The following is a 15,245-nucleotide window of genomic DNA, read 5'->3' as shown; positions in this document are numbered from 1 at the left end:
GCTTATTCGTTCTCCTTTTCATAATAATGCATGAATATTTCCTCTAGATCTGGTTCCTCTATCCATAGATTTCTTATCTCTATTTCAGCTAGTTTTTTCAATACAGTGTTGATATTTCCTTTGAATAAAAAGCTAACTTCATTACCTTTTATTTCAAGATTATTTACGCCTAACATTTGAAATAAATTCATGTCGATACTATCAGCAGTTTCAATTTTAAAACGTTTATAATTGTTTTCTTTTAATGTGCTAATCTTTTCGACTGTTACGACTCTACCTTCTTTTATAATTGCAACTCGATTACATAATCGCTGAACTTCACTTAAAATATGAGATGAAAATAAAATCGTTGCACCTTTTTTATTTTCTGCTTCCAGTAGCTCAAAAAATCTTTGTTGCATAAGTGGATCCAAACCGCTTGTTGGCTCATCTAAAATAATGAGTTTAGGTTCATGTAAAAGTCCCTGAATAATCCCTACCTTTTTCTTATTCCCCAAAGATAGATCATCAATTTTCTTTGTTAAGTCTAGATCCATTATTTCTGCTAATTCTTTTATTCTTTTCGTGCAGTCTTTCTTATAAAAGCTAGCTGAATATTTTAATAGATCAATTACCTTCATATTGTCATAATAAAAAACTTCCGACGGTAAATAACCGATTTCTTTTTTTATTTCAGGGGCAAACTCAATACAATCCTTCCCAAATATTTTAGCACTACCACTCGTTGGGTATATTAGGGACAATAATGTTCGAATGGTCGTTGATTTCCCAGCACCATTCGGCCCAATAAATCCAAATATTTCGCCCTCCACTATGGAAAAACTAATATCCGTAATCCCTCTTGAATTCCCGTAAGTTTTGGTTAGATTGTTAATTTCAATCGCATACATTGTTGCGCCTCCCGCATTGTTTTGTAATATTTAACACTTAATATTACAAAATCAGTATATACCTCTTTTTGGAAAATGAGAATACTTTTTGAAATATTATTTATAGAATATTTCAAAACATGATACAATAGGATTAGATGTAATTGGAGGTAATCAATTTGGACGGCTATCAAAAAAGAACACAACTAAAAATGGAAAATATTGAACTGAGTACAATAAAATTATTATCCTTACCAATCAATGATATAAAAATTATGGATATTGCAAAGTTGGCAAACGTATCACAAGTAACGATCTATAACTATTATGGAAGTAAGGAAGCATTGCTGAAAGCGGCATTTCTTAGATTAATGGATCAGCAATATGAGGAATATAAAAAGCTTCTTTCAAGTGATAAACCATTTGAGGAAAAGATAAAAGAGATGCTATTAAGAAAGAAAGATGGTATAGATATAGTCAATCTCGAGACATTTACGACTCTAATTCAAAAGGATGAAGAGCTTCATGCCATTGTATTAGACTTTTCCATGAACAAGTCATTTAAGTTATTACTTGCACTAATCGACGAAGGGCGATCATTAGGTGTCATCCGTAATGAATTTAGCCCAAAAACACTGCAAATATATATTCAAGTACTAAGTCAGGCCTTTATGAACATGGACGCGACTACTTCTCAATACATTCAGCAAAAGGAAGTAATTGATGAAATCATGAACTTATTCCTATACGGAATGTTAAAACAGGAATCGTAACGTTCAAGGCTTAAATGAAAATGGATTGATCGTTGAAGGCAAAGGATTTTCCAGTAAAACATAGAGGTGTACAAAAAAAGTATATCTTTTGATAAATTAGTATTAAAAAAGGTTTTCTTAGAGTCCTCTCATTAACACACGAAGATTGGAACGGAAGGTGCTCGACTCCTGTGGGAGATGCGGGACAGCTGAGACCCCACAGGAGTGATAGCGACGAGGAGGCTCAGCGCACGCCCCACGGAAAGCGAGCATCCTGTAGTGGAAATCAACACATTATCTTTTTAAAAATAAAGAAGACCAAATCCTATGGATTTGGTCCTTTAAATATTTAATTTTTCGTGCACTTAAACCGAACTATCTATATCGCCCGTTTTTTTATTTACACCACATCTCTCTTCTTAAACACTTCACCCGCACCTATGACAAATAGTGCCGTATAGAGTAATAGCATAAAAATTGAAAATCCGATGTGCATATCATTTACGATATTAATGCCTTGAGCATATACGGTTAAATCTGTGTGCATAAATGGTAAATATTTAGACCAGCTCTTTGAACTTAAAAGTGCTGCAATTGGATCTGAAGTTGCAAATAAGATGATACTAATTAGTAAAGAAATACTACTCGTTTTTAAAATTGTAGAAAAGAAATATGCAATTGATACGAATAGCAGGAATGGTAATAAGTTTATTAAATAATTATATACTAAACTCGTTAGAACACTTTGTTCTACTACTTGATGGTTTACGTAAACAAGAACTGGTTGTGTACTAAAATCAAATCCATTTATAGCACATCCGATTACAAAGGAGTATATTAGGATTGCTATTGAAAAGACAAAATACAATAATGAAAGAGTTGTAAATTTCGCATAATAGATCATTCTTCTTGTCGAAGGTTTAACTAATAGAAAATTAATTGTTTTCCATTGATGCTCCTTTGACATCATATTACTTGCAAAATATAGTAATAAAATACCAATAAAATTTGTGATAGACGCACCTTTATTCATAAAGTCTATTACTGAATGTTGTTGATAAGGTGAGATATTATGTTGAAGTCGGTAATTATTTATCGCAAGTTTCTCTAGTTGCTGGTCGGCAGGTTCTGAGATATCTGCAGATTTTAGCTCCTTCTCAATATTTTCATTATCTATCCTTATTTCTTCTTTCCAATTAGCCTCTTTAGTAGCACCTAATTTTTCTCCTACAAATTCCCATCTTCCAAGTACAATGATTGGAATTAAAAGGAGCACTAAGGATATGATAAATGACTTTTGAACAAAAATCTTACGACCTTCATTTCCAATTAAACTAAAAAAATTACTCAATGACATTCCCTCCTGTCAATTGAATGAACAAGTCCTCTAAACTCTCTTTTTTACGTGAAATATAGAATACATCTATCCCAGCTAGTACTAACTCTTTATTTAAACTTGGAATTTTTTCTTCATCAATTTCAAAAATAATCGTACGTTCATTAATAACCTCAAATTTGTAATCATATTGATTTAATACAGTTTCAATATCTTTCGTTTCATTTACGATTATCTCGATTACTAGTTTCCCCTCTGCTTTTTCGTTCATATCAATCGTTTCAACGAAATGACCATTTTGAATAATGATTGCTCGATCACAAATTAATTCAATTTCTGAGAGTAAATGACTAGATAACAATATCGCTGTATCTTCAACCTCGGCTATTCTTTTTAAATAATCACGTATTTCTCTTACACCTGCTGGATCAAGGCCATTAGTAGGCTCGTCCAAAATTAGGATGGCTGGATTATGTAATAATGCTTGGGCAATTCCTAATCTTTGCTTCATACCTAAGGAATAGGTTGAAAAATTTTTATGAATTGCATTAGAAAGTCCTAGTAAATCGATTACTTCTAATACTCGGTCCTTTGTTACACCTTCAAGCATACGTGAAAAATACATTAAATTTTTAAAACCACTATAGAATGGATAAAATGCAGGTGTTTCAATCATCGCACCAACGTGCTTAATAGACTCACTAAAGTTTTTTTGTATGGAATTCCCTTTGATATAAATCTCTCCATCAGATAAGCTCATTAACCCAACGATCATACGCATTGTTGTTGTTTTACCAGATCCATTCGGTCCTAGTAACCCTAAAACCTCACCCTTATATAGCTCAAAGCTAATGTCCTTTATGATTTCTTTATTCTTAATCGTTTTTTTAACATTGCTCAACTCAAGAACAACTTCTTGTTTCATTTTGACTTCCTCCTACAATTTATCACCAGCACATTTAAACTTGTAATGATCAGTAGTAAAACAATTCTTTTCTTTCAATTCTACTTAAATAATGCTATCCTCAAGATGGAATTGAAAGGAGAACTTTATGAAAAGAATACCATATTACTTAGTATTTGGTTCATTTATTCCTTACTTATTAATATTCGCATTACCATTTTTACCTGTTTCTGGCGGTGTAAAAGCTGGTCTCATACCAATTCTAGTTATTCTTGGTGAACTTATGTTTTGGATTGGTGGAATATTAGTTGGCAAAGAAGCCATGGCTGCATATCGAAAGAAATTTAATCCAGCAAAATGGTTTAAAAATAAAAAAAGAACTGAAAAAAACAAAAACTAAATGGCCCATTGGGAAGAGAAAAAACTCTTACTCAATGAGCCATTTTTATTTTATATTATTTACCGTCTAATTGCTTCCATTTATTTTGCATAACAGGTGAAGTGAAATTTTCCATTAAATCCATTAATTCAGCTGCATCATTAGATACGACGAACAATGATAATGTATTTTCATTCATAAATCCTTCTTTAACCGCATGGTTTAGTAAATTTAAAACTGGCGTGAAAAATTCATCTACATTTAATAATCCAATCGGTTTGGTATGAATACCAATTTGTGCCCAACAGATAATTTCAAACAACTCATCAAAAGTACCAATTCCACCCGGTAAAGCAATAAAGCCATCTGATAATTCATTCATTAATGCTTTACGTTCATGCATTGACTCAGTTTCAATAAATTCAGATAAACCTTGATGTGCAATTTCACCTCGGAATAATCCGCTTGGCATAATACCAATCGCATTGCCACCTTGTTTAAGAACTTCGTTTGCGATCTCAGCCATAATTCCTAATTTTGATCCACCATATATTAAATCTATATTTTTTTTAGCAAATATTCTACCTAGTTTTTTTGCTTCCAAACGATATGAGTCTCTACTTCCAAGATTAGAACCTGCATACACACAAATTTTTCTCATGCATTATCACTTCCTTTGATGTATTTTACTTTATTTTATCATATGTTTCGATTAGGATTGTAAAGATAGAGTTAACAACCTGAATAGGAGTTGAATTTAATGAAGTTTGGAACCATCGGTACAAGCTGGATTACAGAAAGTTTTATTGAGGCATCAAAAGAAAGTAAATTACTTACTTTAGCAGCTGTTTATTCAAGAAATGAAGACTCTGCACAAGCATTTGCAAAGAAACATGACGCAAGTACTTACTTTTCAAATATAGAGGAAATGGCAAAAAGTTCAACAATTGAAATAGTCTATATTGCATCTCCTAATTCATTACATTATGAACAAACAATTATGTTTTTAAAAAATAAAAAACATGTTATCTGTGAAAAACCAATTTTCTCAACTACAAAAGAATTAGATCATGCCTACCAAGTTGCTGAAGAAAATGGGGTTTACTTATTTGAAGCAATTCGAAACGTCCATTCTCCAAATTTTACAGTATTAAAGGAAAATCTACATAAAATAGGTCAGATAAGAAGTGCTAATCTTCATTATCTACAATATTCATCTAGATATGATTCATTCTTAAGAGGCGAAAATCCAAATGTATTCTCACCTGAATTTTCTGGTGGAGCTTTAGTAGATCTTGGAGTATATCCTCTTTATGTTGCGGTTGGATTATTTGGTCAACCAACTACAGTAAATTACACACCTGTAAAATTAAGAAATGGTATTGATGGTAGTGGAACTTTAGTGTTGAACTATGAGGGTTTCGTTTGTAGTATTCAATGCTCTAAAATTTCTCAATCATATATACAAAGTGAAATCACTGGTGAAGTTGGTTCATTCGTTCTCGATAAACCTTCACCAATTTCTAACATCACACTAATTAACCATAAAACACAAGAATCAACATCATTAGAAGTATCTCAAGTAAAGAATGATATGCTTTATGAAATACAAAATATCACAAAAATCATTCAACATAATCTAGTAGAAGATTACAATCGTTTAAAAGAAATGAGTTCGATTGTATTAACAATTACAGAATCGGCTCGTAAGCAAAGTGGTATTATTTTCAGTGTAGAAAACAATTAATTATTTTCGTACATTTCTATACATATAAGAAATAAAAATACCATCACCCTTTAGAGATACTATATTCTCTAGTAGGTGATGGTATTTATTTATTAAGTGATTTTAATAATCTGGTTGCGGTATTTGCAGTCCATTCTTTTTTATACTTTCTCACAATTTCATTTAGAAGTTTCTCTGCTTCTTTATTCTTCCCATCAGTTATGAACCACTTAGCTTGCATTAATATTACATCATCATAATAAGGTGATTTTTTAAAGAACTCATTTTCCTGGTTAACAAACTCCGAAATATAAGGTCTCACATTTGTCTTTTTATTCATTCTTTGTTCAGATAAAATTAAATAGTATAATGCGTCATCACTACTGTAATTTGTAGAATCTAAAGTATAACTTAATTTTAATTGTTCTATAGATTGCTTGTAATTTTTATTCTGAAAATGTTTAAATCCTTTTTCATACGATTCTACTGCTTCTTTCACTACTGTTTCTGGCGTTAAAGAATTTGTTTTAGCGGTCTCTTGTTCTGGTTGATTTTCCTGCTGATCCGTTTTTTTAGATTGTGAAGCTTCCGATAACTTTTTATTCGCCTCATTAACCTGCATTTCCATTGTTTTATTTTTATCTTCTAAATCCTTAATTTGCTCCTTTAATACATTTACATCTTTACTTGCTTGTTCGGGGCCACTTAAAATATCAAATTTTGTCAATCCAATTCCAAGCATACAAAGTATCAAGATACCGACCAAAGAATAGATCATCTTTTTTGACATGTAATTTCTTTGACTGTGATCTTTTTCTGGAACAACCAATTGATATTTTTGTTGAATCTGTAGAATTTCACCAGCATATTTAATCTCATCTGGCGCATTTGAAAGAAACTGGCTTGCTTGTTTTTCTTTTTTATTCGTAAGAAGCAATAATATATATGTTTTATACATTTCAATTGGTACTTGCAATTCTTTATGATCATTAAAAATTTCTTGTAAAATGAGTTCTGCGCTATCTAAGTTATCTTCTTTTATTAATCTTGTTGCGTGATGATACATTGAATAGATTTCTTTATATTGCTCAAGAACTGATTTATTTACAGTACCTTGAGATACTTTTTTCGATTTCACATTTACACCTCGTTACTTATCCCATCTAAAAAAAGCTGCAATTAGATTTTCAAATATATTACAAGTTTAACATATCTATATATTAAACATATGTATAAATTATTGGTTAAAATTTGGTAGCCAATTTTCCATTCTAATTTTTATCAGTGAGCAAATGAATAGTTTTTAACATGCCTACCTTACTGGTCTCAAGTTTCCCACATCTCCCATAAGAGTCTTCAAAACTTCCATTCATATTCTTTTTGCATTTAGAAAAATCAACAGTTAATATTATAACAACGCAATATTAATAAAAAGCTGATCAATATAATGGAATATTAATCAGCTTTTATTGTTTTTAATTATACAAAAACCCAACCAAATCCTGGGATAAAGTACCATCTTCTACCTTGGAAAATGTAGAATCCACCTGACCAATAGCCACCAGGTCCTGGCCAAGGAAATCCATGTCCACCGTGTCCGCCTCCATGGCCTCCATGACCTCCATGACCTCCATGTCCACCTCCATGACCACCGTGTCCACCTCCATGACCACCGTGTCCACCTCCATGGCCACCGTGTCCGCCGCTATGGCCACCGTGTCCACTTCCATGACCACCGTGTCCTTGACCTGGAGGGCCAGGATATCGTCCATATAAATAGTCGCTCATATGCTCACCACCTAAATTAGAATTCATATCTTAATATTCTATGATTTAATTTTGGTACTGAGCATGTACTTTAGCAATTGAAGCTGACTATTTTGTTAATCACACCAAGCTTCATATTGAACGTATAATTCCTGGCATTGTTCTTCTAAGCTTACTTTCTCCACATGAAGTTCTTGGAGTGTATCAATATCGCTTTCTTCCATCATTAATTTATTTAACTCACTTATTTTTTCTTCAAATATTGTAATCTCTTTCTCAATGTCCTCAATATCTTTTTGTTTTTCTTTCTTAATTGGTTTCACTTCTTTAGGTGTTTCCAATTTTAGAATTTTTTCTTTTTTATTTTTTCGTAAACTCATTTTTTCTTTTGCATGCTGATAGTCTTCGATAAATTCATGAATTGCACCGTCAGCTAACCAATAAATCTTAGAAAATAACTTATTAATAAAGTAACGATCATGAGAAACAGATAAAATTGTACCTTTAAACTTTTCAAGTGCATCTTCTAACACTTCTCTAGATTCTATATCCAGATGATTCGTTGGTTCATCCACGACTAATAAATTTATATCTTGATACATGAGTTGAGCTAATCTTAATCTCATTCGCTCTCCCCCACTTAACTGGCCTACTTTTCTGTAGACCATATATCCATAAAACAAGAACCCTGCTAAAATGTTTCGAGCTTCCCCTTCTGTAACATGGACTTCTTCTCTGAACTCTTCAAGTACTGTATGATCTGAATTAATTGCTTCATAATGCTGTGATAAGTAACCGATTTTGACATTACTTCCGACTTTCAGCTTTCCTTCATCTACTGAAGCCTCTCCTAGTATCATTTTTAATAATGTAGATTTTCCAGTCCCATTATCACCTACAATAACAGCTCTGTCTCCATAATATAATGAAAAATGAATGTCTTTAAACAATACTTTATCCTGAAATGCTTTTGATAAATTCTCTGCAATGATAACATCTTTACCACTTCTACCAGCTTCTTCTATTTGAAACGCCATTTTCTTTTTCTGTAAAATAGGGCGTTTCAGTCTTTCAATTCTTTCTAACGCTTTTTCCATACTTCTTGCTCTTCTATGCAATCCAGCATTAGGTGGATTAGCTTGATTTGCCCACTCTCTCAGCCGTTTAATTGTTTCTTTCATTTTTTGAATTTTCTTTTGTTGTTCTTCATAAGCTTGAAATTCTTTTAATAATCTCTCTTCTTTTTGAATAACGAATTGTGAATAATTTGTATGGTAGACAGTAATTTCTCCATCCTCTAATTCCAAAATACTCGTTACAACTTCATCTAAAAAGTAACGATCATGAGAAATCGTAATAATCGTTCCTTCGTATTCCTTTAAAAATGCTCCTAACCATTCAATCGCAGATAAATCTAAGTGATTTGTTGGTTCATCAAGCAATAAAAGATCAGGTTTTTGTAATAATACAATTCCTAGTCCAATCTTGGTTTTTTCTCCTCCACTTAAAGAAGCAAATTTCTTAGACAATAAATCATTAATTCCTAAACCATTAACAATCTTTGACAGCTCTGCTTCCATTTCATAGCCGCCATTTAAGGCAAATTTTTCTTGCAATATTCCGTAGCTACTTAGCATTTGATTAAGTGAACGCTCATCAGAAATAGTTGCCATCTTCATTTCTAGTTGCTTCATTTCACTTTCAATTTTTCTTAAGTCCTCAAACACTGTTAATAATACATCACGACTTGTCAATTCTTCTGGGAAAAAAGGAATTTGAGCTAAATAACCGCACTTTAATCCTTTCTTAAAATGAATAGCCCCGCTATCAGGTGCCTCAATTCCTGTTAAAAGTTTAAATATACTTGTTTTTCCACTACCGTTTGCGCCGACTAAACCAACTCGACTACCTTGGTTAATTTGAAAAGATAAATCTGTAAAAAGTGTATTTCCACCAAACATTTTTGAAATTTTTTCTATACTACATGCAATCATTATGATTCTCCATTCTATTCGCCGTACAATTCCATAGAAAAAAGCCATAGATAGATAAACTCATCCATGGCTCTCAATAATGATTAATTAATGTGCAACAGCACAAATTATCTTATTTTATGAAGTCGTAGGAAAGAGTACGTTTCGTTATTTGAGTTGATAAATTATTAAAAAAGGACACACGTATCCCGTTAACAGTTAAAAACGCAAATTTCGCACGACAAAAATATAAAAATTCTACCATTTGCGCGCACACCATTTGAAAACGTAACATCTTCCCTACACCTCCTTTTCGTCCTAAATTTATCTAAATTATAAAATAACTTAGCATATTGTACAATACTTAATTTATTTGGTTATACTGATTTTGTGCATTAGTATTTACATAATTTTGAAAATTAACCAAAAATATTAGAAAACTAAATCGCCAAAAGAGGAGAAATGAAATGAAAAAATTATTACCCCATATTTATATTGAGAATTGTAAAGAAGTACTTGAATACTATAAGAAAGTTTTTGGTGGAGAAATCAAAAATACGCAAACTGGTGATGGAATGGAAATGTTCAAAGGTCATGAAGGAAAATACATTCATGCTGAACTCCATATAAATGATGATTGTGTTATTTACTTTGCAGACGTTTTTAATCCTATAACAAAAGGAAACAATATTTGGACAATGCTTGAAATGAGTTCTGAGGAAGAGATTCGCTCTATTTATCAAACATTATCAAAAGATGGTGAAATAAAAATGGAACTTCAAGATACATTTTGGGGTGCAATATATGCAGTCGTAACAGATCAATACGGACTAACTTGGGAGTTAAACTTGAGTAAAGGACCTGCAACTGAATAAAAAATAAAAAAGCAAAACCTACGATTAGGTTTCGCTTTTTATTTTTAAAGTTGTGTTAATATAATCGGTTCCCCTTTTGTAACGACAATTGTATGCTCACACTGTGCCACTAAACTTTTATCAGGAGTTACAAATGTCCAGCCATCACCTGATTCAATAATGTGGTCTGCGTTAGCTGATACGAATGGTTCAACTGCCAACACTAATCCATCTTTCAGTAATGCTCCGTCCATTGGGTCAAAATAATTTAAAATATGCTGTGGCTTTTCATGGAGACTTTTTCCAATTCCGTGCCCTGTTAAGTTTTCTATTACATTAAATCCGTTTTTACTTGCCTCATTAAATACTGCTCGGCCTATTTGATTTTGTTTAGATCCTGCCTTTGTTTTTTTCATTGCTGCCCAAAATGCATCTTCTGCAGCTTTACAAAGTTTTTCCTTTAACAAATCACCTTTTCCAATAACAAATGATATACCAGTATCAGCATAAAATCCATCTAATGCTGCAGATACATCAATATTCACTAAGTCACCTTCTTGAAGCACGCGATCACTCGGAATACCATGGGCTACTTCTTCATTCACACTGATACAAGTAGTTCCTGGAAAATCATATTCTTTTTGTGGTGCTGAAGTTGCACCATGCTCATCTAATACTTTTTTGCCAATTTCATCTAACTCTTTAGTTGTCATTCCTGCCGTCGCTTTTTCTTTCATCTCTTCTCTAGCTAACGCAACAATGCGACCAATTTTTCGTAAAGCTTCTAGTTCTTGTTCATTATTTATAATCATTATATTTTTTACTCCTGATTCGTTATTGATATTTGTCTATCTATTATTATGCCATAATATTACTATGTTATAGTTTTTTAAATACTTATACAATGCATTTCTTTAAATAAACAAAAAAGAGGAGACCCATTTTTGTGGTTTCCTCTTTTTTAATTGATTAGCTTTTTAAAATTGTTACCGTTACAGGTGTACTTGAGTTGTTGGAACTGTCCAATTGAGTAGCAATAAAATAGACATTTCCAGATTGTAAAGTAGTTAGATTAAGATTCGTTGTAAATATACCTTGTTCAGTTACTATTGCAGAATTGGTTACAGTCGTTTTACCATCAGTTACGAATATTTTAATGATAGAACCGATTTCACCCTTTCCAGAAACTGTATAGTTCGCCACGTTTTCTTGTTTAATTGAAACGAGAGCATTTAGTTCAGGAGTATTTGGTCCATCTGTATCTTTCATAAATTTTGTTACTGATTCTAAACTCGTATTACCAGCAGTACTTGTTTGAATAGCTGTGACTTTGATTTCTCCACTTTGAAGGTCAGTTGTCTCGATTTCTACTTCAAAAGATCCATTTGCATCAACTTCACCAATAGAACTAACGTCTATTATTCCATCACTTAATACAATTTCAATTTCAGAGCCAGCTTTTCCTAAGCCTTTTATTTTATAAGTTGTTTGATCTGTATTTGCAGTAATATTTGATGGCTTGAATATTACTGGCTTATTAGGCGATTTTGTTTCTTTCGTCACGTTTACTGCTACATTTTCTGTGTTTCCTGCTTTATCAACTTGTTTTGCTTGAATAGCTACTTTACCTTCAGCAAATTTTTGTACATTCATATTTAATGAATAATTTCCAAATTCATCAACAATCGTTTTTCCCATTACAATTTGCTTTCCACTTTGTAAGGTAATATATACCGTCGCTTTTGGATCACCTGTTCCTGAAACAGGAAAATCGCTTACATTATATGAATTGATAAAGCCTTCGTTCTCAACTGTCAATTCTTCTAAAAATGTATCCTTTAATATAGATACATTTTTCAATTTTCCTTTGTTACCACTTGCATCAACATTATATACAGAAAGTTTAAGCGCTCCATCTTTTAATTTTTGTGTATTAAGGAACGATTTAAAATTTCCTTTCTCATCTGTTTTCGCTTCAAAAGTAATCTGGCTATCCATACTTTTTAATTGTCCAACTACTTTTGACTTTGGTTCTGCTACCCCTTTAACCTCAAACTTCTTTTGATTAAATTTATTAATCGATTTTTGAACATAAACCTTAGGGATTACCAGTGCTTTCGTATCATTTACAGATGACTGATTTGCTTTAATTGCTGTATTAGAAACACTAACTTCAGCATGAACAGATCCAACCGTATATATCGCAAAGCTTGTTGCAAGCACACTACTAGCTAATACTTTTTTAAAAGTTTTCATTATATCCTCCTATTTTGCTCCATGCTCTTTTAATAGTTCTACAATTTCTTTATGATCATTTTCAATTGCCATGGCAAGAGGGGTAATCCCTAGGTCGTCTTGAATGTTTGGGTCAGCTCCAGCCTCAACCAATAATTTCGTTATTTCAACTTCACCGTATTGAACTGAAATAATTAAAGGCGTATTTCCTAAATCGTCCTTTTTATTTGGATCTGCATCTTTTGAAAGAAGTGCGTTTACTTTCTTGGAATCACCGTTTGATATTGCATCCATTAGGGATTCTACTGAATTTTGATTATCTTTTTTAACTTCATTTTGTTGATCTTTATTTTTGTTACCATTAAATGTTGACGGTCTTTCACCCGAGCAACCAGTTAGAACTATTAATAATAATGTAATGACTCCAACTACTATATTTTTTTTGTACAAAATCCTCATCCATTCTTTTTATAGTCTTGATTTTTTTAGCAAATATAGGAAATAGGGAGCACCTATTAATGCTGTAACTACACCAACTGGTATTTCTATCGGTGCCAAAATTGTCCGACCAATTAAATCACTAACAATGGCGAGTATTGCACCTAATAAAGCACTGATTGGTATCACCCATCTATGATCATTTCCTACTAAAAGTCTACTAAGGTGAGGGATGACTAATCCAATAAATCCGATAGGCCCAGAAACAGCTACCGCACTACCAGCTAATACAACTGTAATGATTAATAGAAAGATTCTACTTCTCTGAACTGACACACCTAAACTCGTTGCAATATCGTCACCAAGTTGAATGGCGTTAATACGCGCAGACATCATAATTGTAATGATGATTCCGATAATAGACCATGGCAGAATCATCATTACATGCTCCCATCCTCTGCCCCAGAAGCTTCCTGCTAACCAAACGATTGATGCTTCAATTTTTTTTGACGCAAATACAATCATCCCTGTTGTAGCAGCTTGAAATAGTGCATCAATTGCGATACCTGCCAATGCAAATCTTTCTTTACTAATACCATTCTTCCAAGCTACTAAGTAGACTAAAACGCCAGCTACGGCTGAGCCGATAAACGCAGCAAGTGGTAAATATGCAATTGGTAGAGAAGGAATAAAAAACATAGATAGCACTGCTATAAAACTAGCCCCTGCAGTTATTCCAATAATATTTGGTGCCGCCAATGGATTTTGTGTAACCGCTTGTAAAAGTGTCCCAGCTATTGCCAAGTTCATTCCGACAAATACCCCAATTAATGTTCGAGGTAATCTATACTCCCATATAATGATGCTTTCAACAGAATCATTTGGGTGAATAAGAGCTTGAAAAGACTTCATAAATGGAATTTTAATATCACCAAATTCTACACTTAATGGAATCAGTATGATTGTGGTCAATAAAAACATGATTAATAGAATCGCAGGTTTCTTATTTTTCACGACGATCTCCCTGCTTTCTAACTAAATAAAGGAAATATGGACAGCCGATTGCAGCTGTAAAAATTCCAACTGGCAATTCGATAGGCTGTACGATTGTTCTTGCTAGGAAATCTCCTGCTAATAATATACATCCTCCAGCTAAAGCACTAAAAGGAATGAGATTTTTATGGTCTGGCCCTAAAATCTTCCTAACTAAATGCGGAACGATTAACCCGATAAAACCTATGCTACCTGCTACTGAAACAGAGCTCCCTGCAAGTACAACAACAAGAATTGCCATTGTAATTTTTAATAGACCTACTTTAACACCTAATCCTTTAGCCATATCATCACCAAGTTCTAGTAGGTTCATTTTTGAAGAAAGAGCCAGTGCCACAAATAAACCAATTAATGACCAAGGTGCTATTAACATTAAATGAGACCAAGTTAAGCCATTTAGCCCTCCAACTAGCCAAGTATAGACCGAAGCTGCGTCTTCCCCAAGAAGAATTAAAATTCCGACAGTAATTGCATGTAAAAATGCACTTACAGCAACTCCAGCTAGTGTTAACCTAACTGGAGAAACATTTCCTTTCATACTCAAGGTATATACTACAGCTCCTCCAAGTGCTGCACCAATAAATACTAATGGAGAGAACCATATATAAGGTAGACTGACTAAGAAATACTCAATGATTACAACCATTGTAGCTGCACCAGCTGTAATTCCTAATAGTTTTGGTTCTGCAAGCGGATTTTTTGTCATACTTTGCATTAATGCCCCACTCACCGCAAGATTTGCACCAATTAAAAATGCCATAATTGCTCTTGGCAAGCGTAGATCCCAAATAATTGTTCTTGCTTTTGAACCATCATCTAACATCAAAACATCTAGTATTCTATTAAATGGGACGTTTACAGTTCCGTACATTAGAGAAACAATTACAAGTAAAGTACAAATGAAAAGCAATACTAAGAAAAAATAAAATTTTTTATGCACTTATTTGCTTCCTTTCAAG

General features: G+C 32.8%; 17 protein-coding genes. 4 read left to right on the top strand and 13 right to left on the bottom strand.

Translation table 11 applies throughout. From position 1 onward, the window contains the following. Window positions 1–2 precede the first annotated feature (2 nt). The gene (locus ACX6U0_RS17110; RefSeq protein WP_464961083.1) at window positions 3–890 is read right to left on the bottom strand and encodes an ABC transporter ATP-binding protein; all 888 of its coding nucleotides are present in this window, start codon (window positions 888–890) and stop codon (window positions 3–5) included. A 158-nt stretch (window positions 891–1,048) separates the two neighbouring features. On the opposite strand from ACX6U0_RS17110, the gene ACX6U0_RS17105 reads away from it, so the two are divergent. Continuing rightward, on the top strand, window positions 1,049–1,642 hold the full coding sequence (locus ACX6U0_RS17105; RefSeq protein WP_464961082.1) for a TetR/AcrR family transcriptional regulator: 594 nt from the start codon (window positions 1,049–1,051) through the stop codon (window positions 1,640–1,642). 379 nt (window positions 1,643–2,021) lie between these two features. On the opposite strand, the gene ACX6U0_RS17100 is transcribed toward ACX6U0_RS17105, so the two are convergent. Further along, window positions 2,022–2,972: an ABC transporter permease gene (locus tag ACX6U0_RS17100; RefSeq protein ID WP_464961081.1), complete on the bottom strand. Its 951-nt coding sequence runs from the start codon at window positions 2,970–2,972 to the stop codon at window positions 2,022–2,024. Beyond that, window positions 2,965–3,882, bottom strand: coding sequence for an ABC transporter ATP-binding protein (locus ACX6U0_RS17095; RefSeq protein WP_464961080.1), 918 nt, complete (start codon window positions 3,880–3,882; stop codon window positions 2,965–2,967). The genes ACX6U0_RS17100 and ACX6U0_RS17095 overlap by 8 nt, the downstream gene beginning before the upstream one ends. Before the next feature lie 127 nt (window positions 3,883–4,009). On the opposite strand from ACX6U0_RS17095, the gene ACX6U0_RS17090 reads away from it, so the two are divergent. Beyond that, window positions 4,010–4,261, top strand: coding sequence for a transporter suffix domain-containing protein (locus ACX6U0_RS17090; protein ID WP_464961079.1), 252 nt, complete (start codon window positions 4,010–4,012; stop codon window positions 4,259–4,261). A gap of 55 nt (window positions 4,262–4,316) precedes the next feature. On the opposite strand, the gene ACX6U0_RS17085 is transcribed toward ACX6U0_RS17090, so the two are convergent. Then, window positions 4,317–4,901, bottom strand: a complete 585-nt coding sequence (locus tag ACX6U0_RS17085) for an LOG family protein (RefSeq protein WP_464961078.1) — start codon at window positions 4,899–4,901, stop codon at window positions 4,317–4,319. 99 nt (window positions 4,902–5,000) lie between these two features. Between ACX6U0_RS17085 and ACX6U0_RS17080 the strand changes: the two genes are divergently transcribed. Beyond that, window positions 5,001–5,987, top strand: coding sequence for a Gfo/Idh/MocA family protein (locus ACX6U0_RS17080; protein WP_464961077.1), 987 nt, complete (start codon window positions 5,001–5,003; stop codon window positions 5,985–5,987). A gap of 85 nt (window positions 5,988–6,072) precedes the next feature. Here ACX6U0_RS17080 and ACX6U0_RS17075 read toward each other — a convergent pair whose 3' ends face one another. The 4 genes from ACX6U0_RS17075 to ACX6U0_RS17060 form a co-directional block, all read right to left on the bottom strand. Continuing rightward, window positions 6,073–7,104, bottom strand: coding sequence for a tetratricopeptide repeat protein (locus tag ACX6U0_RS17075; protein ID WP_464961076.1), 1,032 nt, complete (start codon window positions 7,102–7,104; stop codon window positions 6,073–6,075). A gap of 341 nt (window positions 7,105–7,445) precedes the next feature. Then, window positions 7,446–7,754, bottom strand: a complete 309-nt coding sequence (locus ACX6U0_RS17070) for a hypothetical protein (protein ID WP_464961075.1) — start codon at window positions 7,752–7,754, stop codon at window positions 7,446–7,448. 95 nt (window positions 7,755–7,849) lie between these two features. Further along, complete coding sequence (gene abc-f, locus ACX6U0_RS17065) at window positions 7,850–9,727, bottom strand: ribosomal protection-like ABC-F family protein (protein ID WP_464961074.1); 1,878 nt, start codon at window positions 9,725–9,727, stop codon at window positions 7,850–7,852. Window positions 9,728–9,839: 112 nt separating this feature from the next. After that, a complete protein-coding gene (locus ACX6U0_RS17060) occupies window positions 9,840–9,971 on the bottom strand; it encodes an RAxF-45 family protein (protein WP_464961157.1) in 132 nt (43 codons plus the stop codon). Window positions 9,972–10,173: 202 nt separating this feature from the next. On the opposite strand from ACX6U0_RS17060, the gene ACX6U0_RS17055 reads away from it, so the two are divergent. Next, window positions 10,174–10,581: a VOC family protein gene (locus ACX6U0_RS17055; RefSeq protein WP_464961073.1), complete on the top strand. Its 408-nt coding sequence runs from the start codon at window positions 10,174–10,176 to the stop codon at window positions 10,579–10,581. Between the two features lie 44 nt (window positions 10,582–10,625). On the opposite strand, the gene map is transcribed toward ACX6U0_RS17055, so the two are convergent. From map to ACX6U0_RS17030, 5 genes are all read right to left on the bottom strand, one after another. After that, on the bottom strand, window positions 10,626–11,372 hold the full coding sequence (map, locus tag ACX6U0_RS17050) for a type I methionyl aminopeptidase (RefSeq protein ID WP_464961072.1): 747 nt from the start codon (window positions 11,370–11,372) through the stop codon (window positions 10,626–10,628). A gap of 157 nt (window positions 11,373–11,529) precedes the next feature. Beyond that, on the bottom strand, window positions 11,530–12,816 hold the full coding sequence (locus ACX6U0_RS17045; protein WP_464961071.1) for an Ig-like domain-containing protein: 1,287 nt from the start codon (window positions 12,814–12,816) through the stop codon (window positions 11,530–11,532). A gap of 9 nt (window positions 12,817–12,825) precedes the next feature. Further along, window positions 12,826–13,245: an ankyrin repeat domain-containing protein gene (locus tag ACX6U0_RS17040; RefSeq protein ID WP_464961070.1), complete on the bottom strand. Its 420-nt coding sequence runs from the start codon at window positions 13,243–13,245 to the stop codon at window positions 12,826–12,828. 18 nt (window positions 13,246–13,263) lie between these two features. Continuing rightward, a complete protein-coding gene (locus tag ACX6U0_RS17035; RefSeq protein WP_464961069.1) occupies window positions 13,264–14,247 on the bottom strand; it encodes a FecCD family ABC transporter permease in 984 nt (327 codons plus the stop codon). After that, complete coding sequence (locus ACX6U0_RS17030) at window positions 14,237–15,226, bottom strand: FecCD family ABC transporter permease (protein WP_464961068.1); 990 nt, start codon at window positions 15,224–15,226, stop codon at window positions 14,237–14,239. Before ACX6U0_RS17030 ends, ACX6U0_RS17035 begins: the two co-directional genes overlap by 11 nt. Between the last annotated feature and the right edge of the window lie 19 nt (window positions 15,227–15,245).

The organism is Gottfriedia sp. ABJ_BB2_2 (assembly GCF_055484705.1).
This window is presented reverse-complemented; position numbering and strand designations above follow the sequence as displayed.